Raw genomic sequence first — 26,383 nt, forward strand, 5'->3', positions numbered from 1 at the left:
CAGATAAAAACACTGATATTACAGAACCAGGGAGGCCCGTTCGATTCGCAGAATCGTTCGGGCCTTTCTTACTTATTGGCTGGTGAAGGTGAGCTCTTTCCTTTTCAGGCGTTCCGTGATATTTTTAGTGAAAACCGTTAATGCTGGGAGAGGTGAAAATGAACGAAGTTATTGATGTACAGGCTTTGAATAAGTCATTTGGAGAACTGCAAGTACTGAAAGATATTCATTTCAACGTGAAGGAAGGGGAAGTTGTCGTAATTATCGGAGCAAGCGGTTCCGGTAAAAGTACATTACTGCGCTGTCTGAATTTTTTGGAGATGAAAGACAGTGGAGAAATTTCACTTCACGGAAAGCGTGTGGACGAACGGAAGGACAAGCTGAACGAAATCAGGCAGAACATAGGGATGGTCTTCCAGCAGTTCAATCTTTTTCCTCATAAAACGGTTCTGGAGAACGTGATGGAAGCTCCTCTTCAGGTTAGGAAAATGGAAAAAGATAAGGCAGCACATAAAGCCCGTGAGCTGCTTAATAAGGTGGGACTCAGCGACAAGGAAGATGTCTTCCCGAACCGTCTCTCCGGGGGGCAGAAGCAGCGTGTAGCTATAGCCAGGGCATTAGCTATGAACCCCTTGATTATGCTTTTCGATGAACCTACTTCGGCTCTTGATCCCGAACTGATCGGGGAAGTTCTGCAAACGATGAAGGATCTTGCCAAGGAGGGGATGACGATGGTTGCCGTAACGCACGAGATGCGTTTTGCCAGAGAAGCAGCGGACAGAGTCGTCTATATGCATGACGGCCGTATCGTGGAGGAAGGGACGCCGGAGGAGATATTCGAGCATCCGCAAAACGACAGGACGAAACAGTTTCTTCAGTCTATATACGTCTAAAAGTTCAAAGACAGAAGCCGCGATCCCGGGAAACAGGAACCGTGGCTTCTGTTTATTTCTGTTTGTAAAAGTAATATCCCCCGAGCAGCAGGAAAAGGATACTGAAGTACATTTTTATGTATGTCACTACAGGCGGCACCCAGAAAAAAAGCGACTCGATGGCTGGAACGAGGAGAATGCCGAGTCCGACAGCAAGAGGCAGCAACCCGATTTTCACTTTTCTGCTTAACATAAGTGCAATACCGATATAAACGATGTACATACTCCAATGCTCAGGCCACACAGCTATATTCGTTTCGGCGAAAAGCTGCCACAGGATAAGCAGGACCATGGCCTGGAAAAACAGCAGCGGCGTCTCCCGTACGCGTCTGGCGTGAATGAAAAGAGCGACTGTCAGGAAGGCGAACAGGGACACACCTCCAAACGGAGTGCCGATAAAAGGGATAGGAAACTGTTTAAAGAGAAAGAAAACGCCGATAGCTGTTAAAACCATTGCAATCAGAAAGTAGTATTTTTTCATAAACGAAAGAACCTCCGGGATGTAATTTTCTTGTGGAATGAACAAGCTTTTGATATATTATTAATAGCTCTTATTTAAATTAATTCTAATCTGGTAAAGAATTTTTAGAATCTTTCTTATATCGTATCATAAGACTTTCATATTCTGTCCATAAGTTATTCTAACAGAGGTAAAAATTCATGTTACAATGGTAAATATGAGTTGTGATAAGGTACGGACACATGATGGGGGTATATGTCATGCATATTTTAGCTGTAAGTATTAATTACCGAACCGCCCCTCTTGCTATCAGGGAGAAGCTCGCGTTTTCCGAAGCTGATCATGCAGAAGCGATGAAAACTTTAAATGCTCAGAAAAGCATTATGGAAAACGTGATATTGTCCACGTGCAACCGCACAGAACTGTACGTAGTGGCGGATCAGATACATACTGGCCGTTACTACATTAAAGATTTTCTGGAAAAGTGGTTCAATATTGAAAAGCAGGAGTTTTCGCCTCACTTGATTGTATATGAAGCGGACGGGGCAATCGAACATCTGATGAGAGTCTCGGCAGGACTCGATTCTATGGTTCTGGGAGAAACGCAGATTCTCGGCCAGGTGAAACAGGCGTTTCAACTTTCTCAAGGCTCAGGCACGACCGGTACAGTTTTCAATCAGCTGTTCAAGCAGGCAGTCACTGTAGCGAAGAAAGGCCATAAGGAAACAGCGATCGGAGAGAACGCCGCATCTGTAAGTTACGCTGCGGTGGAGCTTTCCAAAAAAGTGTTCGGAGAGTTGAAAGATAAACACATCGCTATCATCGGTGCCGGTAAAATGGGAGAACTGGCAGCCAAGAACCTTTTCGGTTTTGGCGTCGGTAAGGTGACAGTACTTAACCGGACATTGCAAAAAGCCGAAGCAGTAGCTTCTCAGTTCTCCGGAGAGGCTACTACTCTGGAGGACCGTGAGCGAATTCTTGAAGAGGCGGATATCGTCATCAGCTCTACGGGGTCTGATGAATACGTCATTACGAAAGATATGGTTGCACGGGCTCACAGAAAGAGAAAAGGGAATCCTTTGTTCTTCGTCGATATCGCTGTACCGAGAGATCTTGATCCAGGTATCGCCGATCTTGAAGGCATGTTTCTTTATGACATTGACGACTTGCAGGGAATCGTGGACGAAAACCTTTCGGAGCGGAAGAAAGCGGCAGAAGAGATCGAGCTTATGATTGAAGCCGAAATCGTTGAATTCAATGAATGGCTGCGGACGCTTGGAGTGGTTCCGGTCATTTCTGCGCTGCGTCAGAAAGCTCTCGGCATTCAGGCGGAAACGATGGAAAGTATCGAGAGGAAGCTGCCTGAACTGAGCGCCCGCGAAAGGAAAGTACTGAACAAACACACGAAAAGCATTGTGAACCAGATGCTGAAAGAACCGATTACCCAGGCAAAAGAACTCGCCAATGAACCTGGTGCAGAAGAATCGCTGCAGCTGCTCACTCAAATCTTCGGCATTGAAGAAGAAGTGCAGGAACAGGTGAAAATTCAGGAACAAAAAAATAACCACGCTGTTAAGGTCGATGATAAAGGGATATTGACGTTCCCTGCGTTACAGAACATGACTCAGGCTTAAAAGGTGGACAACCTATGGTACTTGACCTTAAGTGGATTTATGAAATCATCATTTTATTTTATGGTCTCAGCCTTACCGGCTATTTTATAGATTTCATCCAGGGGGACCGGAGAGCGAACAAGATCGCTTTCTGGTTACTCGGGATAGTCTGGACGCTGCAAACGGTTTTTCTTTTATCCCAAATCTTCATAAAAGATGATTTTCCCGTCACGACCGTTTATGACGGTCTTTATTTTTATGCCTGGATCCTTGTGACTTTCTCTTTAGTGCTGAACCGGCTGTTCCGGGTGGATTTTATTATTTTCTTCACGAACGTCATCGGTTTTTCGGTGATGATTATTCATCTGATGACCCGGGCCCAGAGGGACATGGGGGAAGGCGGAGTGGAGCTTGTAAACGAAATGCTGGTAGTACATGTGACGCTGGCTATCATCTCCTACGGGTTCTTCACCCTCTCTTTCATATTTTCAGTACTTTACCTGTTACAATATCGCTGGCTGAAAAGTAAAAAGTGGCGGAACCGTCTCGCAAGGCTCGGGGATTTGGCTAAACTGGAGCGGTTATCTTACTTATTTATTGTTCTTGCCGTGCCCGTCCTTCTGATAGCGATTGTGCTCGGGGTCGTCTGGGGCTACATTTCCGAAGACGTATTCTACTGGATGGACTTTAAAACAGTAGGTTCGATTATAGTTGTATTTGTTTATATGATCTGGCTGTTTCTAAAGGTTGTACGGGGATTTCAGGGAAGACTCATTTCAACCTATAATATAGGGGCTTTTCTTCTCTTACTCATCAACTTCTTTCTGTTCAGTTCATTATCAAACTTTCATTTTTAATTATTAGGAGGAACTATTGTGCGTAAAATTGTTATCGGGTCAAGAAAAAGTGACTTGGCTATAAGCCAGACAGAGTGGGTAATAGACCAGTTGAAACAGATCGATCCTTCCTATGAATTCGAAATCAAAAGAATCTCCACTCGTGGGGATGAAATATTGAACGTCACCCTTTCGAAAGTCGGAGGGAAAGGGTTATTCATTAAAGAAATCGAGGACTCCATGTACAGCAAAGAAATTGACATGGCCGTACACAGTATGAAAGATATGCCTTCGGTAGTGACGGAAGGTCTTTCTCTCTCCTCGGTTCCGGTGCGTGAAGATCACAGAGACGCTTTCGTGTCGAAGGACAATACGACTCTGAAAGATCTTCCGGAAGGAGCAATAGTTGGTACGAGCAGCCTCCGTCGTTCTGCCCAGATAAAAGCGGTAAGGCCGGATGTGGAAGTGAAATGGATCCGCGGTAATATAGGTACCCGTCTAAGAAAGTTGAAAGAAGAAGATTTTGATGCCATCGTTCTTGCTGCTGCCGGTCTGAAACGGATGGGCTGGACAGAAGAAGTCGTCACTGAATTTCTCGATCCGGAAGTTTGTGTACCTGCAATCGGACAGGGGGCGCTTGCTATCCAGTGTCGTGATGATGACGATGAACTGAGAGAGCTTCTGGCTAAATTAAATCATGAATATACGGCAGCGACCGTCAGCGCTGAACGTAAATTTCTTCATGATTTGGACGGCGGCTGTCAGGTGCCGATTGGAGGATATGCATATCGCGAAGGGGACCAGTATACACTATCTGCACTGGTGGGAACACCTGATGGAGAGACGATTCTTCACGAAATCGTGACCGGCACCGATCCTGTAGCTGTAGGTAAAGAGGCTGCCGATCTTCTGAGAGACCGCGGTGCTGCAAAAATTATCGAAGACGCCAAAGAGGAGTTTGAGCAGTAATGTCTTCTCTTTCGGGAAAAGAAGTCCTGATTACAAGGGCCAGGCATCAGGCCGATACGTTAAAGGAACGTCTTGAAAGCAGAGGGGCCGGTGTGACTGCTGTCCCTCTGCTTTCTTTTGTTAAAAGGGACAGTGAAGAAAACGTCCGCCTTCTTAAGAATCTGGCTTCCTACGACTGGGTGCTCCTCACGAGCACGAACGGAGTATGGTTTTTCAATGAGTTGATTAGGGAACATCTGGAATCAGCTCCGGAAGGAATTAAATATGCGGCAGTGGGCCCAAAGACGAAATTGGCGCTCGAAGAGGAAGGAAGAACCGTTTCCTTTCTTCCTTCCTCTTATTCTGCGGAATTTTTAGTGAAAGAATGGGTGCCGATGCTCGGAAGTAATGAGCGGGTACTATACGTACGGGGCAACCTTTCGAGGGAAACGGTACGGGAAGGCCTTAAGGAACATCACATTTCTTTTGATTCGATGACTGCTTATGATACGTTAATATTGAAAGAGAAAGCGTCAGAGTTACAGGAGAGGCTTGGAAATGAAAGCTGGGATGCCCTTACTTTTTTCAGTCCTTCCGCTGTAACAGCGTTTTGTGAGCTTTCGGGGACGCTTTGCAACAGGGCACTTGATCTTCCTTGTTTCTGCATCGGTCCTACTACAGAAAGACAGGCCGCGAACGTCGGATTTACAAATATACAAAGCCCTGCGACTTTCACAGCGGAAGCGCTTATTGAAAAGATGGAGAAGTATTTTAACGAGAAAGGATGAAACGGATGGCTAATGAATTTAAAAGACATAGAAGATTGAGACAGTCGGCTTCTCTTCGGTCGATGGTGCGGGAGACCCACCTGCATCCTGAAGATTTTATATTTCCTTTATTTGTTGTTGAAGGGGCGACAGAAAATAACGATGTAGGGTCCATGCCCGGGGTTTATCAGGTCTCCTATAACAACCTGAAGAAAGAGCTCGACGAAATTATAGAGCTTGGACTTACTTCCGTCATCATTTTCGGAGTTCCGGAGGTGAAGGATCCTTACGGGAAAGAAGCCTATAACGATGATGGCATCGTCCAGAAATCGATACGCTTCATCAAAGACTATGCTCCACAGCTGACAGTAGTCGCAGACACCTGTCTTTGTCAGTATACCGATCACGGACACTGTGGAGTCGTGAACGGCGGAGTGATCGAGAATGATACCTCTCTTGAACTTCTTGCTAAAACGGCGGTGACTCAGGCTGAAGCGGGAGCAGACATTATCGCGCCTTCTAACATGATGGACGGTTTCGTGACGTATATCAGGAAAGCTCTGGATGAGTCCGGCTTCCCTCAAACACCGATTATGTCATACGCAGTTAAGTACTCTTCTGCTTTCTACGGCCCTTTTCGGGATGCTGCCCACAGCACGCCGCAGTTCGGGGACAGGGATACGTATCAGATGGACCCTGCGAACCGGCTGGAAGCAAAACGGGAAGTCAAGTCGGATCTTGAAGAAGGAGCCGATTTTCTCATTATAAAACCTGCCCTCAGCTATATGGATATACTGAGAGATACTAGAGAAGAGACGGATGTTCCACTTGTTGCATATAATGTGAGCGGAGAATATTCCATGATCAAAGCAGCTGCAAGCCAGGGATGGGTTGATGAGAAAGCTATCGTAACGGAGAAGCTCTTATCCATGAAACGGGCCGGAGCCGATCTTATCGTAACGTATCACGCCAAAGATATGGCAAGATGGCTGAAAGAATAAGTGAAGGAAGGTGTCATAATGAAAAAGTTTGGTAACTCTATTTCTGAATTCAAAACAGCGAAAGAGATAATGCCGGGAGGGGTTAACTCTCCTGTACGTGCCTTTAATTCCGTGAACATGGACGCCCTGTTCATGGAAGAAGGGAAAGGGTCTAAAATTACCGATATTGATGGTAATGAATATATCGATTATGTACTCAGCTGGGGCCCTCTGATTCTCGGCCACGCCAACGAGCAGGTAGTGAACGAACTGAAGAAGATGGTTGCGAAAGGTACCAGTTTCGGTACTCCCACGGTTATTGAGAACAAGCTTGCAGAGCTGGTCATCGACCGGGTACCTTCCATTGAGATGATGCGTATGGTCAACTCCGGCACAGAAGCTACTATGAGTGCTTTGCGAGCGGCGAGAGGTTATACGGGTAGAGATAAAATACTTAAATTCGAAGGGAACTACCATGGTCACGGAGATTCCTTATTGATTAAGGCGGGTTCGGGGGTAGCGACTCTCGGCCTTCCTGATTCCCCCGGAGTTCCTAAATCCGTAGCCGAAAATACGATTACCGTTCCGTACAACGATCTTGAAAGCGTGCGTTATGCATTCGAACAGTACGGGGACGAACTTGCCGCTGTAATCGTGGAACCTGTGTCCGGCAATATGGGAGTCGTACCGCCGGAGAATGGTTTCCTCCAGGGGTTGCGTGAAATTACGGAGGAGCATGGAACAGTGCTTATCTTCGACGAAGTCATGAGCGGTTTCCGCGTAGGTTATAATAGTGCTCAGGGACACTTCGGTGTAACACCGGATATGACCTGTCTCGGAAAAGTGATCGGCGGCGGCCTGCCGGTCGGGGCTTATGGAGGTAAACGTGAAATCATGGAAACGATAGCTCCTGTCGGAAAAGTATATCAGGCAGGTACGCTCTCCGGTAACCCGCTTGCGATGACGGCCGGTTATGAGACACTTCGTCAAATGACTGAAGAGACCTACGGAACGATCGAACAGAAAGTGGATCGTCTGGTCGAAGGTTTCCGTGAGGCGGCGGACGAAAACGATATACCGCTTGCCATCAACCGTGCCGGTTCTATGGTTGGAGTATTTTTCAACGATAACGCTGTCACTAATTTTGAAACAGCGGGTAATTCCGATACGGAACGTTTTGCGAAGTATTACCGCGGGATGATCGAAGAAGGTATTTTCCTTCCTCCTTCCCAGTTCGAAGGCCTCTTTTTATCAGCGGCCCACACGGACGAGGACATTGAGAAGACGATCAGCGCAGTGAAAAAGGTATTCAAAACACTATAATCATTTGATCGGGGCAGTCTCTGCGGAGGCTGCCCCGTTTATTGTAACAGAGTGGATATGAATCAGAAGTCGGTCCGGTCCATGGATATTTTCGTTGACGGCATGGAAGCTGTTCTATACAATTAAAAGAGAAAAAGGATAAAGAAACTGCCATGATGGAGAAGAGTACGTCTATACGTTTTAAGAGAGGAAAACAAACGCTGAAAGTTTTCTAAACCACTGTAGACAGAAGGTAGCTCTATTAGCAGCTTTTCTGAACTTGATCCAGTAGGAAAAGCCGGACGCGGACCGTTATATCCGAACGAAGAGTACAGAATATATCTGTAAATTAAGGTGGTACCACGGAAAAGACCCTTTCGTCCTTAGCTGGAGGAAAGGGTCTTTTGTATGGAGAAGAGGAGGATGAATAATGAAAGATATTGAAATGTCGACTAAATATGACCCGACGGAAGTGGAGAAAGACCGCTATCAGTTCTGGCTCGAAGGAAAATACTTCGAAGCGGAAGGAACGGGGGAAAAGGAACCGTATACAGTCGTAATTCCACCGCCGAACGTTACCGGTAAATTACACCTTGGGCACGCCTGGGACACGACGCTGCAGGATATTATCACCCGGGTGAAAAGAATGCAGGGCTACGACGTTTTATGGCTGCCCGGAATGGACCACGCCGGAATAGCCACCCAGGCAAAAGTGGAAGCGAAACTGAAAGAACAGGGTACTTCCCGCTATGATCTCGGCCGGGAAAAGTTTCTCGAGAAGTCCTGGGAATGGAAGGGGGAGTATGCTGATTTTATCCGGTCCCAGTGGGAAAAGATGGGACTTGGTCTCGATTACTCCCGTGAACGTTTCACCCTGGACAGCGGACTTTCGGATGCGGTGAAGGAAGTGTTTGTACGTCTCTATGAAAAGGATCTGATTTACAGGGGAGAGTATATCATCAACTGGGACCCTGCTACCCAGACGGCTTTATCCGATATAGAGGTGGAATATAAAGAGGTGCAGGGAGCGTTCTACCACATGAGCTATCCGTTGAAGGGCGAAGAGGGATCGATTTCCATTGCTACGACACGGCCGGAAACGATGCTTGGCGATACGGCGATCGCTGTACACCCGGAAGATGAGCGTTACGCGCATCTTATCGGGAAGAAAGCGGTCCTCCCGATCATCGGAAGGGAACTGGAGATTGTGGCGGACGATTATGTAGACAGAGAGTTCGGTTCCGGGGCTGTTAAGATCACCCCTGCCCACGATCCGAATGATTTTGAAATCGGCAACCGTCATAACCTCGAACGTGTTCTGATTATGAATGAAGACGGGACGATGAACGAAAAAGCCGGAGTCTATGAAGGGATGGACCGGTTCGACTGCCGTAAACAGCTGGTGAAAGATCTGCAGGAGCAGGGTGTGTTGACTGAAATTGAAGAGCATATGCATTCGGTCGGTCACTCCGAGCGGAGCGGTGCTGTCGTGGAACCTTATTTATCCACACAGTGGTTCGTCGACATGGGACCGCTCGCAGAAGCCGCAGTGGCGCAGCAAAAGACAGATGATAAAGTCAACTTCGTACCGGATCGGTTTGAAAAAACGTATTTGAACTGGATGGAGAATATCAGAGACTGGTGTATTTCCCGTCAGCTGTGGTGGGGTCACCGGATTCCCGCATGGTACCATAAAGAGACCGGGGAAATTTATGTAGGGAAAGAAGCTCCGGAGAATGAAGGAGAATGGGAACAGGACGCGGATGTCCTTGATACATGGTTTTCTTCTGCGTTGTGGCCTTTTTCCACTATGGGTTGGCCGGATGAAGAGAGCGAAGACTTTAAGCGCTATTTCCCTACGAACGCCCTCGTAACCGGTTATGACATCATTTTCTTCTGGGTCAGCCGCATGATTTTCCAGTCGATCGAGTTCACAGACCGGCGTCCTTTTGAAGATGTCCTTATCCACGGCCTCGTCCGTGACGGAGAAGGACGTAAGATGAGTAAATCTCTCGGAAACGGCGTGGATCCGATGGATGTTATTGATAAGTATGGAGCGGATTCACTCCGTTACCTCCTTTCCACCAGCTCTTCCCCGGGACAGGACATGCGTTTCACCTGGGAAAAAGTGGAGTCCACCTGGAACTTTGCGAATAAAATATGGAACGCTTCACGCTTTGCGCTGATGAATATGGGTGACCTGCGCGTGGAGGACATCGATATTACGAAAAACAGGACAGTCGCGGACGAATGGATTTTGACCAGACTCAACGAAACCATCGAGAAGGTGACGAAAAACGTGGACGGGTACGATTTCGGTGAAGCAGGGCGGCACCTTTACAACTTTATCTGGGATGATTTCTGCGACTGGTATATCGAAATGGCCAAACTACCTCTCTACAGTGAGAATGAAGAGCGGATTCACACCACCCGTTCGGTCCTGGCATACACACTTGACCGTATTATGCGCATGCTTCATCCATTCATGCCTTTTATCACGGAAGAGATTTGGCAGCACCTTCCTCATGAAGGACCTTCCATCACGGTGAGTGAATGGCCGCAGGCTGATGAATCATTAAATAATCGTCAGGCTGTTACAGAAATGGAGAGGCTCGTATCCATCATCCGGGCAGTACGCAACATTCGCGCGGAAGTGGACACTCCGATGTCGAAACAGATTAAATTGCTTATTCAGGCGGAGAGCCGGGAAGTCGTCGGAGAGCTTGAAATGAACCGTGATTATCTGGAGAAATTCTGTAATCCGAGCGAGCTTACCATCGATACTGAAGTCGAAGCTCCCGGTAAGGCAATGTCTGCTGTCGTTACAGGTGCTTCTCTTTACCTTCCTCTCGAAGGCCTGATGAATATAGAGGATGAAATTGCCCGTCTTGAGAAAGAACGGAAAAAGTGGGAAGAAGAAGTAAAACGCGTGCAAGGGAAGCTGGCCAACGAGAAATTCGTTTCCAAAGCTCCGGCTCACGTAGTGGAGGCCGAGAAAGAAAAAGAAGCGGACTATCTGGATAAGCGTGCCAAAGTGGAAGCACGTATCGAAGAACTTAAAGCTTAGAAGGGAAAAGGGGCACCGCCAGGCAGGTGCCTTTTTTCATGAAAAGTTACACGGTTGCAGGTGAGGTGTAAAAATGAATAAAGAAGAAGCACTGGAATGGATCCATGGCCGGAGCAAGTTCAAAATCAAGCCCGGACTGGAAAGGATGGAATGGCTGGCGGAAAAACTGGGGCACCCCGAGAAAGCTGTGCCGGTCGTACACATAGCAGGAACAAACGGGAAAGGATCGACAACATCATTTTTAAAATATCTATTGATCGAACAGGGGTATTCCGTAGGTACGTTCACTTCCCCCTATATCACTCATTTTAATGAAAGGATAAGTCTGAACGGAGAAGCGATCAACAATGAGGAGCTGATCCGTCTTATATATAAAGTGAAACCGCTTGTGGAAGAGGCGTCCTCTTTACCGGGAGGGGAACCTACAGAGTTTGAAGTTATAACGGTCATGAGCTTTTTATACTTTCAGGAAAAAAATGTCGATATAGCTATTATTGAAACAGGTCTCGGGGGGCTTTACGATTCGACGAACATTGTAGCCCCTCTTCTGTCTGTCATTACGAATATCGGGTTGGATCATCAGGATATACTCGGGCACAGTTACGGGGAAATTGCCGCCCAGAAAGCAGGAATCATTAAAAGTCACGTCCCCGTAGTCAGCGGGGTGAGGAATCAGGAGGCGAAAAAAGTAATTAAAGAAACCTCACTGAAGCTTCATGCACCTTTATATGAACTGGAAAAAGATTTCTCTGTGGTACAGAAAGAAGCGGAGCATCAGTTTATATATAATTTCCGGCATGAAGACACGTATGAGCTGTCGATGCTCGGAGCGCACCAGAAAAGAAATGCAGCTCTCGCCGTTACGACGGTGGAAGTGTTGAAGGAGCTCGGATGGAAGATAAGCCGCAGTCTATACGAGAAAGCGCTGAAAGAAACGACATGGCCCGGAAGAATGGAAATCGTCTCCCGGAATCCATTGACGCTTCTCGATGGTGCCCATAATTACGAAGGAACAGAAGCTCTGGTGGAAACGGTGGAGGAGCTGTATAAAGATAGAAGAATACATGTTATATATGGAGCCGTTGAAGGGAAACCGGCTGCAGAAATGCTCGGGATGCTGAAGAAAACAGCGGCTTCCCTCGCCACCGTTTCTTTCGATTTTCCGAAATCATTGAAGAAAGAAGATTATCGTAATATGAACAGCGACATCCCCTACTTTATGAATCCGGAAGAGGCGTACCGGAGTGTATTGAATTCGGCAGATGCCGGGGATGTGATCCTCTGGACCGGTTCGCTTTATTTTATATCGGAAGTAAGGAAAATGTATACGTAAGGAAGAACCGGGGAGGGAGATGAATCTCTCCCCGGTTCATACATATAACAGTGGACGAGTGACGGAAGGTTCCCTATACTGGGTATAGCACTTGAAATTTTTGAAAATTCATTCAAGAATGACCGGGATGCTGAATACAGATGGAAGAAAGGTGAATACATGACGGCTGTCTTTTTCGTTTTAGGTCTGGTTTTTGGTTCATTTTTTAATGTAGTCGGATTGCGTGCCCCCGCAAAGTCCCTGTTTGCACACTCACGTTCCTACTGCCCGCATTGCTGTAAAGATCTGCATTGGTATGAACTGATACCGCTGTTGTCCTGGCTGTTTTTACGGGGAAAATGCAGCGGCTGCCGGGCCCACATCTCCCTGATGTATCCTGCAATGGAGCTTTTCTCGGGTGCGTACTTCTCTTTCGCTTTTCTGTACCACGGTTTCACTCCCCCTCTTATTTATTCCCTCTTACTCGGTGCTCTCACGCACATTTTCATCGTTTCGGATATAACCAGCATGATACTTCCCTCCTCTGTTCTGATTACATTCTCTCTCTGCTACATGCTTTATTTCCTCATAGACCCTCCCCTCTCATACTGGTCGCAGGTAATAGGCGGAGGAGTCGGAGCAGGTGTTACGGCCGGGGTCATTCTCCTCAGCAGAGGGGGGATGGGCGGAGGCGACATGAAATTATTCGGTCTGCTCGGTTTCATGATGGGCGTGGAGAAACTTTTCCTTATATTCCTGATCTCCTCTTCACTTGGAGCGCTTACAGGCGGATTGCTGATTATAACGAAAGTGATTTCCGGCAGACAGCCTGTACCGTTTGCTCCTTTTATTCTGGCGGGTGCCTGTGTGACCAACTTTTACGGAACACCATTAATAGAATGGTATCTTGGACACTTTTGAGCCACGTACATGGAAATTGCTGGTCGTATCCAAAAAAATCGTGATAAAAAGCTAAATGTAGATAAGTTTTGTATATCCTCTGCCTGCCGGTAAAATAATAGTCATTTCATCTGATCTTTTTTCAATTTTTCAGGAATAGGCTTCGGATTATTTCATTTACGGTTCTTTTCCTGAAAATGCACGCTCGGGTATAATGACGATACTTAGCCGTGCACGGATAAGAATTGTCCTAAAGGAGAACTGATTTGGAAAAAGTTATTCATACGAGAGAGCAGGGGTCAAGAGAAAAGATGCTTATGTACGGAGCAGAAAGGCTGACAGTAAGAGAACTGCTGGCTGTGCTGCTTTCCAAAGGAACAAAAGGGATGCCGATAGAAAGTCTGTCAAGAGAAATTCTCGTGTCTCTGCAGGGTGTGGACGGACTCCGGGAAGCGACTGTGGAAGATCTGACGGCTATCAGGGGCATTGGGGCTGCGAAAGCGATGCAGGTCATCGCAGCTATCGAGTTGGGGAACAGAGTGTATCGTGAAAAAAGGGAGGAAGGTTATCTGATCCGGAGTCCGGAAGATGGAGCAGAATATGTAATGGAAGAAATGAAACATTTAAAACAGGAACATTTCGTAGCCCTTTTTCTCGATGTCAAAAACCGCGTCCTGGCCAGGCGAACGGTATTCGTCGGGAGCCTCAACAGCTCCATAGTTCACCCGCGGGAGGTATTCAAAGAAGCGGTGAAGAGATCGGCTGCTTCTATTGTATGCGTACACAACCACCCCTCCGGCGATCCTGCACCTTCAAGAGAAGATATACAGGTAACTAAACGGATAGCTGAGTGCGGTAAAATCATCGGAATAGAAATGCTTGATCACTTAATAATAGGAGATGGCACGTTTATTTCTTTAAAAGAAAAAGGCTATCTATGACCGCCAACCTCTATCTATTTTATTCGATTTCTCTTATAATTAAATAAGCGTGAAACGAGAAGCGCCATAATGTAAGGTTCCCTTACATCTGGCGCTTGTTCTTATCCATGGTGTTACAGAAAGGAAGATAGTATTGGGTTTTTTTGGACTTTCCAAAGATATAGGTATTGATCTCGGCACGGCTAATACTCTCGTTTTTATGAAAAATAAAGGAGTAGTAATGCGTGAACCTTCCGTAGTAGCTAAAAATATACGAACCGGCAGTATAGAAGCGATCGGGCAGGAAGCCCATGTCATGATAGGCCGGACCCCTGAAAACATTAAAGTTATACGGCCGATGAGGGGCGGGGTGATTGCAGACTATGAAACGACCACGGAGATGGTAAAGTATTATATGCAGAAATCTTTGAAAAACGGTTCTTCGTTTGCGGGCAAGCCCAATGTAATAATTTGTGTTCCTTATGGAATCACTTCGGTAGAGGAACGTGCTGTTATCGATGCCACAAAGCAGGCGGGCGCAAAAGACGCTTTTACAATCGAAGAGCCTTTTGCGGCAGCCATCGGTGCAGGCCTGCCGGTATGGGATCCTACCGGCAGTATGATCGTCGACATAGGCGGAGGAACGACGGAGGTTGCGGTTATTTCTCTGGGTGGTATAGTAACCAGCCAGTCCATAAGAATCGCCGGGGATGAAATGGATGCAGCAATCACAAATTACATCCGCAAAACTCATAACCTGATGGTGGGAGAGCGAACGGCCGAGGAAATTAAATTCACTATCGGTGCAGCTATGAACCTTGGAGAGACAGAAGGGATGGAGATCAGAGGCAGGGATCTGCTGACCGGCTTCCCGAGAACCATTTCCGTGTACCCGGAAGAAATTTCGGAGGCGCTCTCCGGAACGATTTCTTCCATCGGTGAAGCCGTGCGGGCTACGCTGGAGAAAACTCCCCCGGAACTGGCTGCCGACATAATGGAACGGGGAATCGTCCTTACCGGAGGCGGAGCCCTGCTCAAAGGGTTTGACAGAGTGCTCAGCGAAGAAACGGGATTGCCCGTCTTCATAGCTGATGAGCCTCTGGATTGTGTAGCTATAGGCACCGGACATTCCCTGGACTATATGAAACATTTCAAATCCCGTCCGAACGTCGCAGACCAAAGTCTAAGAGATTAGGAATGAGAGCCCATGCCTTCATTTTTTAGAAGAAAAATACTTATACTGGTACTTGTAGCATTTATTATTTTTGTAACACTGATCGGCTTTTCTATAAGGGAAAGGGAAAATATTTCGGCCCCCGAGAGGTTTATACTCGATACCACAGGAGTGCTGCAGTCCATAATCCACACACCGGTGGAGTGGGTGGATAACTCCATTGAAACGTTCCAGGATGTGCTCCGGGTATACGAACAGAACGAAGTGCTGAAAGAAAGACTTGCAGAGTACGAAGGACTGATTGTAGAGAATCAGGAATTGGAAGAAGAAGTCGAAGAGCTTCGGGGAACAATGGAACGGGCGGAAGGTCTTGAGAAATATTCACCGGTTCAGGCAAGCGTCATCGCGAGAAGTCCGGAAAAATGGTTTGAGCAGGTTACGATCAATCGCGGTTCCAAGCATGGAGTCGAGAAAGATATGGCCGTAATCACGAAGGAAGGTCTTATCGGAAAAGTACAATCTACAGCTGCTTTTCACTCAACCGTGAAATTGTTGAGCGGGTTCGATACGTCGAACAAAATCTCTTCCTGGGTAGTGAAGAAAAATGGAGATAATGTGTTCGGTCTTGTAGAGGGTTATGATGAAGAGTCAGGACGACTCCTGCTCGGTGGCATAAACCTTGACGTTAAGCTGAAAAAAGGGGAGAAAGTCATCTCCACCGGTCTTGGCGGGGTCTTTCCGAGCAGACTTCAAATCGGCACGGTGGATGAAGTGAAGAATGATGAATATGGTTTGACAAAAACCGCTTATATTGAGCCTGCAGCTGATCTTTATGAAATCAACCAGGTGATTATCGCCAGACGTTCCGTTCAGCAAGGTAAAGCCAGCAAGGAAGAAAATTCATGAAAACTGTAAAACTTTCAATCTTTATTCTGCTGTTTATCGTTCTGGAAGGAACCATCGTAAATATTTTTTCCGAATCTCTTATACGGGGGGAGACTGTTATGACCCCGCAGTGGACTCTCGTCTTCCTTCTTCTTATGAGTCTTTTCTATGATTCCAATGATACTTACCGGACGCTCTGGTACGCTCTGGGGGCGGGACTGTTTATGGATGTAGCCTACACCGGACTCATCGGAGTACATATGCTCGTCTACGCAGTAGTGGTTTATACCATACACGGACTGAATAAACTTTTCCACACCAATTTTCCGGTCGTGACGCTGCTTGTTCTTGCAGGTGTTTCATTTGCATATACTCTTTTGTACGTGTTCTACTCTGCACTCGAGGTCGCTGAGGGTCATTTTCTGCAGTTTATACTTCAACGACTCGGTCCTACGTTACTTGTGAATCTGATAGTATTCGTGCTCCTTTACCTGCTTTTCAAAAACACGCTGATGAAATGGCGGAAGTATTCTTAATAGATAAGGGGGAGGATCGGTGCAGCAGGCTTACGATTTTCGGACGTAGATCCCATCGTTTTTCATTGATTTTATACTTCCGGTTTAGTAAAATTTACTGCGGGCTTGAAAGAGAGCCCGCAACAGTAACAGCCGTCGTTCAGATGATTGATTGACATGGGGTTTCCGGTTGTGATAACATTAGTTTGTTAATCTTGTAGCACTTCACTGCTACAACCGCTCAGGACAGGTCATAAACCATGAATATGGTACCTGGATGGCGAGTCTTAGTTTAATGAGGAGGTGCACGTATGTACGCAATTATTGAAACTGGTGGAAAACAGGTGAAAGTAGAAGAAGGTCAGGAAGTCTACGTTGAGAAACTGGACGCTGCCGATGGTGAATCCGTAACTTTCGACAAAGTATTGTTCGTCGGCGGAGACAATTCCAAAGTAGGCGCTCCATTTGTGGATGGTGCTTCTGTAACGGCTAAAGTAGCCAAGCATGGTCTTCAGAAAAAGATTACCGTGTTCAAATACAAGCCGAAGAAGAACTACAAGCGTAAACAGGGTCATCGTCAGCCTTATACAAAAGTCGTTATCGACAAAATCGACGCGTAAGGGTTGAACATATGATTACAGCTAAAATTCTTTCCGCGGATCAGCGTATTCTTGGATTTGAAATTTCCGGTCATGCAGAGAGCGGTCCTTATGGACATGATCTTGTATGTGCTGCAGTATCGGCTGTTTCTTTCGGTGCAGCCAATGCATTGATGGAAGTGGCAGGCTGCGAACCGGAAATAGTCCAGGGCGGTGAAGGTGGCTACCTTAAAGTCATTCTTACCGGGAAAGATAAAGAAGAGGAAAAAGCATTGACTCTCCTGGAGGGGCTGCTTATTTCCCTGAGAACTATCGAACAGGATTATTCTCAATATATTACAATCATAAACTGAAGGAGGTGGAATTCATGCTACGTCTAGATTTGCAATTTTTCTCCCAGAAAAAAGGTCAGGGAAGCTCTAAAAACGGACGCGACTCCGAGAGTAAGCGTCTTGGAGCTAAGCGTGCTGACGGCCAGTCAGTAACGAGCGGTTCCATTCTTTACCGTCAACGCGGCACTAAAATTTACCCGGGTACAAACGTGGGTATCGGTGGCGATGACACACTTTTCGCTAAAGCAGACGGGGTTGTAAAATTCGAACGTTACGGTCGCGATCGTAAAAAAGTCAGCGTATACCCTGCAGCACAAGAAGCGTAAATTGCTATATGAAGATGAAGCCACGCCGTGCTTTTTGCATGGACGTGGTTTTTTCTTTATCAGTAATGAACAGCGACCGGTGTCAGCACCGCATAGAATCATAAAGTTAATTCTGCTATAATTCTTAATAATATTTAAAGGTGCAGATGAAGAAAGCCGCTTTCTTCACTGTCACGGTAATGGGTGAATCAAGTTCAATTTCCGAACGAAAACATGCTCAAGAAATAATTCGAAAAGTATGTCGGGTTTGTACAGGGGGGTCTGCCAGTTGAACTGGGCCCGTTCCTGTATCGGGAACTGAGGTTGATTTATCGAACCGGGCAGGGAGAAAGGTACTTCCGTGCTGCGAAGATATTGTGGATAAGCGTCAGTTTTGATAAGTAAGCATCCGTAAAGGATAGGCGAAAGACTGAATTGAAGAGGTGAAAAATATATGTTTGTCGATCAGGTGAAAATATATGTAAAAGCGGGAGATGGGGGTAACGGCCTCGTCGCCTATCGCAGAGAGAAATATGTTCCGAGAGGCGGTCCTGCAGGCGGAGACGGCGGCCGGGGCGGAGACGTGGTTTTCGAAGTGGATGAGGGTTTGAACACGCTCATGGACTTCCGTTACCAGCGTCACTTCAAGGCCCGACGTGGCGAAAACGGTATGAACCAGAAGAAACACGGGAAAAATGCTGATGATCTTGTAGTCCCGGTACCCCCGGGCACTACCGTCCGGAATGCGGCTACCGGCGAACTGATAGCAGATTTGCTGGAGCACAAGCAGCGGGCTGTCATTGCTGCAGGCGGGCGTGGCGGCCGTGGAAATGCCAAATTTGCGACTGCCAGAAACCGTGCACCGGAAATCTCCGAGAATGGTACGCTCGGAGTGGAACTCGACGTCCAGTTAGAGCTGAAACTGCTGGCGGATGTCGGGCTGGTAGGTTTTCCAAGCGTAGGAAAATCAACGTTCCTTTCCACCGTTACTGCCGCGAAGCCGAAAGTGGCCGACTATCACTTCACTACCCTGAATCCTAATCTTGGTGTAGTGGAAACGAAGGATGGACGCAGTTTCGTTATGGCCGATCTTCCGGGTCTTATCGAAGGGGCGCACGAAGGTGTAGGACTGGGACATCAATTCCTCAGGCACATCGAGCGGACCAGAGTAATACTGCACGTTATAGATATGTCGGGGATGGAAGCGCGAGATCCTTACGAAGATTACGTAGCTATCAATCACGAACTCGCCTCCTATGATGAAAGTCTTAAAGACAGGCCTCAAATAGTGATTGCCAATAAAATGGACCTGCCCGATTCGGAAGAAAATCTGGAAAAATTCCGTGCCGAAACCGAAAAGGAAAACTTGCGGATCTATCCTCTTTCTGCGATTACCAGAAGCGGATTGGATGAAATCCTTTACGCAGTGGCGGATGAACTGGACCGGATTCCTAAAGAAGTGAAAGAGGAAGTTACTACGGAAAACAGAGTTCTGTATAAATATGAGAAAGAAGCACCTGCCTTTCATATTACGAGAGATGATGATGGGGCTTACGTACTTTATGGAGAGAAGATAGAGTCGCTTTTCCGCCGGACGAACTTCGATCACGACCAGGCTGTCAACCGGTTCGCACAGCAGATGCGCAGCATGGGTGTGGATGAGGCCCTCCGGAAGAAAGGGGCCGAACACGGCGATACGATTCGCCTGCTTGATTTTGAATTTGAATTTGTAGACGGTTAACGGGGGTGAAGTCATGGCAGATTACAGCGAGAAATTTTATCTGGTACGAAGTGATATACTTCCGGAAGCGATGAAAAAAACACTTGATGTGAAAGCCATGCTCGAGCGTGGAAAAGCCGAGTCCATATACGAAGCTGTCCGCGACGTCGGTTTATCACGAAGCGCTTATTATAAATACAAGGATGCTGTTTACCCATTCCAGACGATGGTAAAAGAACAGATCGTTACACTGTTTTTTCACCTGGAAGATCAGAAGGGGAGTCTTTCGAACCTGCTTGCAGTAGCTGCCGGGTTCGGATGCAACGTACTCACGATACACCAGACGATTCCTATCCAGGGAAAAGCGAATGTTACCCTGTCGCTTAATACGGCAGGAATGACGGAGGAGATGAACAGTCTGATGCAGGATATGCAGGGACTTTCCTTCGTCGATAATGTGGAAGTTTTAAGTTCCGGTGCTTAACAATGGAGGGGTGATAGAATGGAGACGCAAAAGATAGGGTATCTGGGACCAAAGGGTACTTTTACGAAAATGGCGGTGGATTCTTTGTTCGACGGCGGGGAGTTTGTAAGCTTTGATACCATCCCTGCCTGTCTCGATGCAGTAGAAGCGGGAGAAATCGATACGGGGGTCGTCCCGCTTGAAAATGCGATCGAAGGATCCGTTCATCTTACCATCGATTATTTGATCCATCAGGTGAACCAGGCGATTATAGCAGAGCTTACTGTTCCCATACGTCAGCACCTGCTGACGCATCCGGAGTATGACGAACACGACATAACCGAAATTCATTCTCACAGTCATGCGATTGCCCAGTGCCATCAGTATTTGCACAAGCATTATCCGGAAGCGGCAATCCATTATACTGCTTCTACGGGGCGGGCAGCCGAAATCGTCAGGGAAAAAGGTGTGCACGCAGCGGCTATCGGTAATCATCTGGCTGCCGAAATGAACGGGCTGAATATTCTGGAAGGTAACATTCATGATTATGACAACAATCACACGAGGTTCGCTGTAGTGCAAAAAGAGCCGAAAACGTTGAAAGTGAAAGATCAGCCTGTGAAAAAACACAAAACTACCGTAATGGTCACTCTCCCTCAGGACTACGTTGGAGCGCTTCATCAGGTTCTCGCTGCTTTTGCCTGGAGAAAAATGAACTTGTCGAAGATCGAGTCACGCCCTATGAAGACGGGTCTCGGCAATTATTTCTTCCTTGTGGACGTGGACCAGCCGTATGATCAGGTACTCTTCCCAGGAGTACAGCAGGAGTTGGAAGCACTTGGCTGCAGACTTAAAGTCCTCGGCACGTATCCAAGTTATGAAATTGAAACTTCTTCTCCCGTAATGAAGTAAAACGTGCCTTCCGAGGCACGTTTTTTAATGAAAAAGTGTACAGTTTTGACAGAGGAATGAATTTTGATATAGTTATTAAAGGAAAAAACTTGATTTGGAGAGGAGAATGCACCATGGCCGGTCATTCAAAATGGAGTAACATTAAACATCGTAAAGGTGCTCAGGATGCGAAACGGGGAAAACTTTTCCAGAAGCTGGCTCGCCAAATCTTCGTTGCTGCAAAACAGGGAGATCCGGATCCGGAGATGAACCCGGATTTGCGGTTAGCTATAGAAAAAGCCAGATCGAATAATATGCCGAAAGATAATATCGACAGAGCCGTAAAAAAAGCTAAGGGCGATGTCGGAGGAAATGAATACGAAGACGTCGTGTATGAAGGATATGGTCCCGGAGGAGTCGCCGTCATGGTCAACGTGCTGACAGACAATAAAAACAGAACGGCTCCCGAAGTCCGTCACGCCTTCAGTAAACATGGAGGAAATTTGGGGGAAAACGGGTGCGTTTCCTTTATGTTCGACAGAAAAGGATTCATCACCATCGACCGCTCCGCCACGGAAGTGGAAGAGGATGATATTATGCTTGAAGCGATCGAAGCGGGTGCAGATGAGCTTGAGACTACGGATGACTTTTTTGAAATATATACGGAACCCGAAAATTTTCAAAATGTAAAACACGCGCTGGAAGCTTATCCTGTGCAGACAGCTGAAGTGACTATGATTCCTCAGACTTACACTCCCCTGGAGGAGGAAGAGACTGTGGAGCAAATGCTGAAGCTCATTGATATGCTCGAAGATAATGACGACGTTCAGGATATCTGGCATAACCTTGATGCCGATCAGGAAGTACTGGAGAAGCTGACCTGAATTCGTCGTTGGAAAGAGTGGTTTTCTTTACATTTAAAGGAAATCACTCTTTTTGTATAGAAATATCTACAGACGCAACGTCATCACTTTTTCTCATACGAACGTGTGTATGTATGTTATAATATCAGGGACAACGCAGGAATGGAGCGAAATGAATGATTGCATACGTTAAGGGTACATTGACAGCGGTAGAAGAAGAAACCATTAATGTGGAAGTTCAAGGTCTTGGCTATGAAGTTTATTGTGCCAACCCTTTTTATTTTGAAACGAAACTCGGGGAAGAAGTGAAAATATATACATACCATCACGTGCGGGAAGACGCTCAAATTCTTTTCGGTTTCCCGAAAAAAGAAGATAAACGACTGTTTGCCAGGCTGCTCAGCGTTTCGGGAATCGGACCAAAAGGGGCGCTGGCCATTCTTGGCGGAGTGAGCGTATCGGATTTCATCAGTGCCATTGAACGGGAAGATGATAAATATCTGACCAAATTTCCCGGGGTCGGAAAGAAAACCGCCAGACAGATGATTCTGGATCTGAAAGGGAAACTGGTCGACTGGCTGCCCGAGGAAGAGAATGAAGCGACCATCTTCTATACCAAAGCAAGAGCCGATCAGTCGCTTATTGCGGAAGCACTGGAGGCACTGGAAGCTCTGGGTTATTCGGATAAGGAACTAAAGTCGATAAAGCCCGAACTTCAGACGATGGAAGCGGACCGGGTGGATGATTACGTAAGACAGGGACTGCAGTTACTACTGAAGACATAGAAAGGAGCAACATCCTATGGAAGATCGCATCATTTCCGGGGAACAGCAGGGAAGAGAAGATGAAATCGAACAAAGTTTAAGACCTGAACTTCTCTCCCAGTATATCGGTCAGGAAAAAACGAAACACAATCTCAGTATATTTATAGAGGCTGCGAAAATGCGGGAAGAACCTCTGGATCATACGTTGCTTTATGGACCGCCGGGCCTTGGTAAAACAACGCTTGCCTCCATAATCGCCAACGAAATGGAAGTGCAGTTTCGGACGACTTCCGGTCCGGCCGTAGAAAGAGCCGGAGATCTTGCGGCCATCCTTTCTTCGCTCGAGGCGGGGGATGTTCTGTTTATCGACGAAATTCATCGCCTTCCGCGTTCCGTGGAGGAGGTGCTGTATCCGGCAATGGAAGACTTCTGTCTTGATATTGTGGTCGGCACCGGTCCGAGCGCGAGATCCGTCCGTCTCGACCTGCCGCCGTTCACTCTCGTGGGAGCCACCACCAGGGCAGGACTGCTGTCGGCTCCGCTCCGTGACCGGTTCGGGGTGCATGGCCGGCTTGAATTCTATTCGAACGAAGCTCTTTCCGACATCATCAGAAGAACGGCGGAAATATTCAATGTATCGATAGATGAGGAAGCCTCGGACGAAATTGCCAGCCGCTCCCGGGGCACTCCGAGGATTGCCAACCGTCTGCTGAAACGCGTACGGGATATAGCCCAGGTGAAAGGGGAAAGTGAAATTTCTCTTGCTACTGCCCGTGAAGCGCTCGGTATGCTGCAGGTGGATGAAGACGGGCTGGATCACATCGATCACAAACTCCTTCTTGCGCTGATGGACTCTTTCCGCGGGGGACCTGTCGGTGTTGATACGATGGCGGCCACCATCGGAGAAGAATCCCAGACTATCGAAGATGTGTATGAACCTTTCCTGTTACAGAAAGGGTACATACAGAGAACACCGAGGGGCCGGACGGCTACTCCTAAAACTTACATGCACTTTGACCGGGAGACGCCCGGAGGGTCATGAACGAGTTCAGTAAAATCTTTATCATTATCGGCATCGTTTTTCTTTTGTTTGGAATCATTGGAGCCTTTATCGGTAAACTTCCGGGAGATCTGATTTTTAAGAAGGGAAATACGACTTTTTATTTTCCGGTAATGACGTCGATCGTCGTGAGCATTATTTTGTCTTTAATATTTTATATAGTCAGCAGATTGAAGTGAGGTTGAAGGATAATGACAACAGATATCAATGAATACGATTTTGAACTGCCGGAAGAACTCATCGCCCAGACGCCGCTTAAGGATCGGGATTCTTCCCGTCTTATGGTTCTTAACACGGAAGCAGAAAAGATAGAACACCGGGTATTCTCGGATGTGAAAGATTATCTCCACCCCGGAGACTGTCTCGTTTTGAACGATACAAAAGTACTTCCTGCGCGGCTGTATGGCGTGAAAGAAGATACGGGAGGAAAAGTGGAAGTGCTTCTTCTTCATCAGCGCGAAGGCGACGAATGGGAAGTACTGATGAAGCCTGCCAAAAAAGTGAAGGAAGGTACGGAACTCACCTTTGGTGACGGACGACTGAAAGCCGTTTGTACAAAAGAGCTGGAGCATGGCGGGAGAATCGTCGAGTTTTCTTACGAGGGCATCTTCCTTGAAGTGCTGGATTCTCTCGGAGAAATGCCACTCCCTCCGTACATTACCGAGCAACTGGAAGACCGTGACCGTTACCAGACGGTTTATGCAAAAGAAGAGGGATCGGCTGCTGCGCCCACGGCCGGTCTTCATTTTACGGAAAGGCTGTTCCGGGAATTGGAGGAGTCGGGGGTTGAACTAGTATATCTCACTTTGCACGTAGGCCTCGGAACGTTCAGACCGGTGAGTGTGGAGAACGTAGAAGAACACGACATGCATGCAGAGTTCTATACTCTGGGGGAAGACTCAGCCGGGACGCTTAATCGTATAAGGGAAAACGGTGGGCGCATCATTTCGGTAGGTACGACGTCTACCCGGACGCTTGAGACGATCTACCGGGAACATCAGCGTTTCGTGGCGCAGAGCGGGTGGACGGACATTTTCATCTATCCTCCGCACCAGGTGGAATCAATCGATGGACTCGTGACGAATTTCCATCTTCCGAAGTCCACGCTGATTATGCTTGTGAGTGCGATTGCCGGCAGAGAATTCATACTGGAAGCCTATCGCAGGGCGGTGACAAAGAGATACCGTTTCTTCAGTTTCGGAGATGCAATGCTAATTTTAAAGTAGGAGTGGAAGATACAGATGGCAGTAACATATGAACATATAAAAACATGTAAGCAGACAGGTGCAAGGTTAGGGAAGGTCCATACTCCTCACGGAACGTTCGAAACCCCTGCGTTCATGCCTGTAGGTACGTTAGCGACCGTTAAGACGATGAGTCCGGAAGAGCTTGAGTCCATGGGGGCCGGTATGATTCTTTCGAACACTTATCATCTCTGGTTGCGTCCGGGAGCGGATATCGTCGAAGAAGCCGGGGGCCTTCACAAATTTATGAACTGGAAAGGTTCTATCCTTACAGATTCGGGAGGTTTCCAGGTTTTCAGTCTTAGTGATCTGAGAAAAATCGAAGAGGAAGGCGTCCATTTCCGTAACCATATAAGCGGGGAGAAGCTATTTCTTTCTCCGGAGAAAGCGATGCACATACAGAATCAGCTCGGCGCGGATATTATGATGGCATTTGATGAATGCCCGCCTTACCCTGCAGAACATAAGTATATGAAGGATTCCGTAGAGAGGACGAGCCGCTGGGCGGAGCGCTGTTTGTCGGCTCATAAACGTCCCCACGATCAGGGCCTGTTCGGTATCGTTCAGGGCGGGGAATACGAAGATCTGCGGAAACAGAGTGCGCGTGATCTTACATCGCTGGACTTCCCCGGGTATGCGATCGGCGGTCTGTCGGTCGGGGAACCGAAAGATGTAATGAACAGGATGCTTGAATCGACGACTCCTTTGCTGCCTACAGATAAGCCGAGATATCTCATGGGCGTAGGATCCCCTGATTCCCTGGTGGATGGTGCAATACGGGGGATCGACATGTTCGACTGTGTGCTTCCGACACGCATAGCCCGTAACGGTACCTGTATGACGTCTAACGGACGTCTGGTCGTCCGTAACGCTAAATTCGCCCGTGATTTCGGGCCGATCGACGAAAATTGTGATTGTCATACGTGTCGTAACTATTCGAGAGCTTATATCCGTCACCTCGTAAAATCGAACGAAACGTTCGGAATCAGACTTACTACTTATCATAACCTGTATTTTCTGTTAAAATTGATGAGGCAAGTGCGAGAAGCCATTAAAGAAGACAGACTCGGAGATTTCCGTGAAGAATTCTTTGAACAATATGGTTTCAACAGGCCAGATGCGAAAAACTTTTAGGGGGGGAAGACAGAGATGGAAACATTGATAAGGCTACTGCCTATTATTTTAATGTTTGTTATCTTTTACTTTTTGCTGATTCGTCCTCAACAGAAAAAGCAAAAACAAGTGCAGCAGATGCAATCCGAACTGCAAAAAGGTGATGAAATCATTACAATCGGCGGCATTCATGGTACGATTCACGCGCTTGACGAAGGCACCGTCGTCGTTACGGTTAACGATGGCTCTTCGTTGAAGATGGATCGTTCATCAGTCAGAGAAAGAAAGAACGACTAAGACCTAGGGAAACGAAAGACGGCTCTTATTTCAAGCCGTCTTTTATCAATACCTGAGGAAAAAGAGTGATTCCTGCATTGAGCCGGGAATCACTCTTTGTTTTTTGCAGGGGTTTTTTGGA

At 47.1% G+C, this 26,383-nt stretch carries 28 protein-coding genes and 2 other annotated features; of the genes, 27 read left to right on the forward strand and 1 reads right to left on the reverse strand.

What is annotated here, in order from left to right; translation table 11 throughout:
- Positions 1-158: 158 nt before the first annotated feature.
- A complete protein-coding gene (locus AAV35_RS05045; RefSeq protein WP_008588646.1) occupies positions 159-893 on the forward strand; it encodes an amino acid ABC transporter ATP-binding protein in 735 nt (244 codons plus the stop codon).
- Between the two features lie 52 nt (positions 894-945).
- Here AAV35_RS05045 and AAV35_RS05050 read toward each other — a convergent pair whose 3' ends face one another.
- A complete protein-coding gene (locus tag AAV35_RS05050) occupies positions 946-1,413 on the reverse strand; it encodes a hypothetical protein (protein WP_008588647.1) in 468 nt (155 codons plus the stop codon).
- Positions 1,414-1,652: 239 nt separating this feature from the next.
- Between AAV35_RS05050 and hemA the strand changes: the two genes are divergently transcribed.
- From hemA to yajC, 26 genes are all read left to right on the forward strand, one after another.
- Entirely contained in the window at positions 1,653-3,026 is a 1,374-nt protein-coding gene (gene hemA, locus AAV35_RS05055) for a glutamyl-tRNA reductase (RefSeq protein WP_008588648.1), read from the forward strand.
- Between the two features lie 14 nt (positions 3,027-3,040).
- Positions 3,041-3,862: a cytochrome C assembly family protein gene (locus AAV35_RS05060; protein ID WP_008588649.1), complete on the forward strand. Its 822-nt coding sequence runs from the start codon at positions 3,041-3,043 to the stop codon at positions 3,860-3,862.
- Positions 3,863-3,880: 18 nt separating this feature from the next.
- Complete coding sequence (gene hemC, locus AAV35_RS05065) at positions 3,881-4,810, forward strand: hydroxymethylbilane synthase (RefSeq protein ID WP_008588650.1); 930 nt, start codon at positions 3,881-3,883, stop codon at positions 4,808-4,810.
- Positions 4,810-5,577, forward strand: a complete 768-nt coding sequence (locus AAV35_RS05070; protein ID WP_008588651.1) for a uroporphyrinogen-III synthase — start codon at positions 4,810-4,812, stop codon at positions 5,575-5,577. The genes hemC and AAV35_RS05070 overlap by 1 nt, the downstream gene beginning before the upstream one ends.
- Positions 5,578-5,582: 5 nt before the next feature.
- Positions 5,583-6,557, forward strand: a complete 975-nt coding sequence (hemB, locus tag AAV35_RS05075) for a porphobilinogen synthase (protein WP_008588652.1) — start codon at positions 5,583-5,585, stop codon at positions 6,555-6,557.
- Positions 6,558-6,575: 18 nt separating this feature from the next.
- On the forward strand, positions 6,576-7,859 hold the full coding sequence (gene hemL / locus AAV35_RS05080) for a glutamate-1-semialdehyde 2,1-aminomutase (protein ID WP_008588653.1): 1,284 nt from the start codon (positions 6,576-6,578) through the stop codon (positions 7,857-7,859).
- A gap of 143 nt (positions 7,860-8,002) precedes the next feature.
- Positions 8,003-8,226: a binding site (T-box leader), on the forward strand.
- A gap of 42 nt (positions 8,227-8,268) precedes the next feature.
- On the forward strand, positions 8,269-10,905 hold the full coding sequence (locus AAV35_RS05085) for a valine--tRNA ligase (protein ID WP_008588654.1): 2,637 nt from the start codon (positions 8,269-8,271) through the stop codon (positions 10,903-10,905).
- Between the two features lie 73 nt (positions 10,906-10,978).
- Positions 10,979-12,238 (forward strand): bifunctional folylpolyglutamate synthase/dihydrofolate synthase, encoded by a 1,260-nt coding sequence (locus AAV35_RS05090; RefSeq protein ID WP_008588655.1) that lies wholly within the window; start codon positions 10,979-10,981, stop codon positions 12,236-12,238.
- Positions 12,239-12,397: 159 nt separating this feature from the next.
- On the forward strand, positions 12,398-13,138 hold the full coding sequence (locus tag AAV35_RS05095; RefSeq protein WP_008588656.1) for a prepilin peptidase: 741 nt from the start codon (positions 12,398-12,400) through the stop codon (positions 13,136-13,138).
- A gap of 290 nt (positions 13,139-13,428) precedes the next feature.
- A complete protein-coding gene (radC, locus tag AAV35_RS05100) occupies positions 13,429-14,058 on the forward strand; it encodes a RadC family protein (RefSeq protein WP_052034740.1) in 630 nt (209 codons plus the stop codon).
- Positions 14,059-14,191: 133 nt separating this feature from the next.
- Entirely contained in the window at positions 14,192-15,232 is a 1,041-nt protein-coding gene (locus AAV35_RS05105) for a rod shape-determining protein (RefSeq protein WP_008588658.1), read from the forward strand.
- Positions 15,233-15,244: 12 nt separating this feature from the next.
- Positions 15,245-16,117, forward strand: a complete 873-nt coding sequence (gene mreC / locus AAV35_RS05110) for a rod shape-determining protein MreC (RefSeq protein ID WP_008588659.1) — start codon at positions 15,245-15,247, stop codon at positions 16,115-16,117.
- Positions 16,114-16,632 carry a rod shape-determining protein MreD gene (gene mreD / locus AAV35_RS05115; protein ID WP_008588660.1) on the forward strand — a complete coding sequence of 173 codons (519 nt, stop codon included), beginning with the start codon at positions 16,114-16,116 and terminating at the stop codon, positions 16,630-16,632. The genes mreC and mreD overlap by 4 nt, the downstream gene beginning before the upstream one ends.
- Before the next feature lie 204 nt (positions 16,633-16,836).
- Positions 16,837-16,909: a sequence feature (ribosomal protein L21 leader region), on the forward strand.
- Positions 16,910-16,922: 13 nt separating this feature from the next.
- Complete coding sequence (rplU, locus tag AAV35_RS05120; RefSeq protein WP_008588661.1) at positions 16,923-17,231, forward strand: 50S ribosomal protein L21; 309 nt, start codon at positions 16,923-16,925, stop codon at positions 17,229-17,231.
- Between the two features lie 11 nt (positions 17,232-17,242).
- Positions 17,243-17,563, forward strand: a complete 321-nt coding sequence (locus AAV35_RS05125; protein ID WP_008588662.1) for a ribosomal-processing cysteine protease Prp — start codon at positions 17,243-17,245, stop codon at positions 17,561-17,563.
- Between the two features lie 14 nt (positions 17,564-17,577).
- On the forward strand, positions 17,578-17,868 hold the full coding sequence (gene rpmA / locus AAV35_RS05130; RefSeq protein WP_008588663.1) for a 50S ribosomal protein L27: 291 nt from the start codon (positions 17,578-17,580) through the stop codon (positions 17,866-17,868).
- 433 nt (positions 17,869-18,301) lie between these two features.
- Positions 18,302-19,588: a GTPase ObgE gene (obgE, locus tag AAV35_RS05135; RefSeq protein ID WP_008588664.1), complete on the forward strand. Its 1,287-nt coding sequence runs from the start codon at positions 18,302-18,304 to the stop codon at positions 19,586-19,588.
- A gap of 13 nt (positions 19,589-19,601) precedes the next feature.
- On the forward strand, positions 19,602-20,051 hold the full coding sequence (locus AAV35_RS05140) for an ACT domain-containing protein (RefSeq protein WP_008588665.1): 450 nt from the start codon (positions 19,602-19,604) through the stop codon (positions 20,049-20,051).
- 18 nt (positions 20,052-20,069) lie between these two features.
- On the forward strand, positions 20,070-20,942 hold the full coding sequence (gene pheA, locus AAV35_RS05145; protein ID WP_008588666.1) for a prephenate dehydratase: 873 nt from the start codon (positions 20,070-20,072) through the stop codon (positions 20,940-20,942).
- A gap of 113 nt (positions 20,943-21,055) precedes the next feature.
- The gene (locus AAV35_RS05150; protein ID WP_008588667.1) at positions 21,056-21,805 is read left to right on the forward strand and encodes a YebC/PmpR family DNA-binding transcriptional regulator; all 750 of its coding nucleotides are present in this window, start codon (positions 21,056-21,058) and stop codon (positions 21,803-21,805) included.
- Positions 21,806-21,960: 155 nt separating this feature from the next.
- A complete protein-coding gene (gene ruvA / locus AAV35_RS05155; protein WP_008588668.1) occupies positions 21,961-22,569 on the forward strand; it encodes a Holliday junction branch migration protein RuvA in 609 nt (202 codons plus the stop codon).
- A 16-nt stretch (positions 22,570-22,585) separates the two neighbouring features.
- The gene (ruvB, locus tag AAV35_RS05160; RefSeq protein ID WP_008588669.1) at positions 22,586-23,590 is read left to right on the forward strand and encodes a Holliday junction branch migration DNA helicase RuvB; all 1,005 of its coding nucleotides are present in this window, start codon (positions 22,586-22,588) and stop codon (positions 23,588-23,590) included.
- Positions 23,587-23,787, forward strand: a complete 201-nt coding sequence (locus tag AAV35_RS05165) for a DUF2905 domain-containing protein (RefSeq protein WP_008588670.1) — start codon at positions 23,587-23,589, stop codon at positions 23,785-23,787. The genes ruvB and AAV35_RS05165 overlap by 4 nt, the downstream gene beginning before the upstream one ends.
- A gap of 12 nt (positions 23,788-23,799) precedes the next feature.
- Complete coding sequence (gene queA / locus AAV35_RS05170) at positions 23,800-24,834, forward strand: tRNA preQ1(34) S-adenosylmethionine ribosyltransferase-isomerase QueA (RefSeq protein ID WP_008588671.1); 1,035 nt, start codon at positions 23,800-23,802, stop codon at positions 24,832-24,834.
- A gap of 15 nt (positions 24,835-24,849) precedes the next feature.
- Entirely contained in the window at positions 24,850-25,986 is a 1,137-nt protein-coding gene (gene tgt / locus AAV35_RS05175) for a tRNA guanosine(34) transglycosylase Tgt (protein ID WP_008588672.1), read from the forward strand.
- 15 nt (positions 25,987-26,001) lie between these two features.
- A complete protein-coding gene (yajC, locus tag AAV35_RS05180) occupies positions 26,002-26,262 on the forward strand; it encodes a preprotein translocase subunit YajC (protein ID WP_008588673.1) in 261 nt (86 codons plus the stop codon).
- Positions 26,263-26,383 lie beyond the last annotated feature (121 nt).

This window comes from Salimicrobium jeotgali (assembly GCF_001685435.2).
GTDB lineage: Bacteria > Bacillota > Bacilli > Bacillales > Halobacillaceae > Salimicrobium > Salimicrobium album.

Excerpts from the sequence above, each read along its gene's own strand:
- AAV35_RS05045 (WP_008588646.1), top strand. The coding sequence starts at position 159 with ATGAACGAAGTTATTGATGTACAGGCTTTGAATAAGTCATTTGGAGAA.
- AAV35_RS05050 (WP_008588647.1), bottom strand. The coding sequence starts at position 1,413 with ATGAAAAAATACTACTTTCTGATTGCAATGGTTTTAACAGCTATCGGC.
- hemA (WP_008588648.1), top strand. The coding sequence starts at position 1,653 with ATGCATATTTTAGCTGTAAGTATTAATTACCGAACCGCCCCTCTTGCT.
- AAV35_RS05060 (WP_008588649.1), top strand. The coding sequence starts at position 3,041 with ATGGTACTTGACCTTAAGTGGATTTATGAAATCATCATTTTATTTTAT.
- AAV35_RS05070 (WP_008588651.1), top strand. The coding sequence starts at position 4,810 with ATGTCTTCTCTTTCGGGAAAAGAAGTCCTGATTACAAGGGCCAGGCAT.
- hemB (WP_008588652.1), top strand. The coding sequence starts at position 5,583 with ATGGCTAATGAATTTAAAAGACATAGAAGATTGAGACAGTCGGCTTCT.
- hemL (WP_008588653.1), top strand. The coding sequence starts at position 6,576 with ATGAAAAAGTTTGGTAACTCTATTTCTGAATTCAAAACAGCGAAAGAG.
- AAV35_RS05085 (WP_008588654.1), top strand. The coding sequence starts at position 8,269 with ATGAAAGATATTGAAATGTCGACTAAATATGACCCGACGGAAGTGGAG.
- AAV35_RS05090 (WP_008588655.1), top strand. The coding sequence starts at position 10,979 with ATGAATAAAGAAGAAGCACTGGAATGGATCCATGGCCGGAGCAAGTTC.
- AAV35_RS05095 (WP_008588656.1), top strand. The coding sequence starts at position 12,398 with ATGACGGCTGTCTTTTTCGTTTTAGGTCTGGTTTTTGGTTCATTTTTT.
- radC (WP_052034740.1), top strand. The coding sequence starts at position 13,429 with ATGCTTATGTACGGAGCAGAAAGGCTGACAGTAAGAGAACTGCTGGCT.
- mreC (WP_008588659.1), top strand. The coding sequence starts at position 15,245 with ATGCCTTCATTTTTTAGAAGAAAAATACTTATACTGGTACTTGTAGCA.
- mreD (WP_008588660.1), top strand. The coding sequence starts at position 16,114 with ATGAAAACTGTAAAACTTTCAATCTTTATTCTGCTGTTTATCGTTCTG.
- rplU (WP_008588661.1), top strand. The coding sequence starts at position 16,923 with ATGTACGCAATTATTGAAACTGGTGGAAAACAGGTGAAAGTAGAAGAA.
- AAV35_RS05125 (WP_008588662.1), top strand. The coding sequence starts at position 17,243 with ATGATTACAGCTAAAATTCTTTCCGCGGATCAGCGTATTCTTGGATTT.
- rpmA (WP_008588663.1), top strand. The coding sequence starts at position 17,578 with ATGCTACGTCTAGATTTGCAATTTTTCTCCCAGAAAAAAGGTCAGGGA.
- obgE (WP_008588664.1), top strand. The coding sequence starts at position 18,302 with ATGTTTGTCGATCAGGTGAAAATATATGTAAAAGCGGGAGATGGGGGT.
- AAV35_RS05140 (WP_008588665.1), top strand. The coding sequence starts at position 19,602 with ATGGCAGATTACAGCGAGAAATTTTATCTGGTACGAAGTGATATACTT.
- pheA (WP_008588666.1), top strand. The coding sequence starts at position 20,070 with ATGGAGACGCAAAAGATAGGGTATCTGGGACCAAAGGGTACTTTTACG.
- AAV35_RS05150 (WP_008588667.1), top strand. The coding sequence starts at position 21,056 with ATGGCCGGTCATTCAAAATGGAGTAACATTAAACATCGTAAAGGTGCT.
- ruvA (WP_008588668.1), top strand. The coding sequence starts at position 21,961 with ATGATTGCATACGTTAAGGGTACATTGACAGCGGTAGAAGAAGAAACC.
- ruvB (WP_008588669.1), top strand. The coding sequence starts at position 22,586 with ATGGAAGATCGCATCATTTCCGGGGAACAGCAGGGAAGAGAAGATGAA.
- AAV35_RS05165 (WP_008588670.1), top strand. The coding sequence starts at position 23,587 with ATGAACGAGTTCAGTAAAATCTTTATCATTATCGGCATCGTTTTTCTT.
- queA (WP_008588671.1), top strand. The coding sequence starts at position 23,800 with ATGACAACAGATATCAATGAATACGATTTTGAACTGCCGGAAGAACTC.
- tgt (WP_008588672.1), top strand. The coding sequence starts at position 24,850 with ATGGCAGTAACATATGAACATATAAAAACATGTAAGCAGACAGGTGCA.
- yajC (WP_008588673.1), top strand. The coding sequence starts at position 26,002 with ATGGAAACATTGATAAGGCTACTGCCTATTATTTTAATGTTTGTTATC.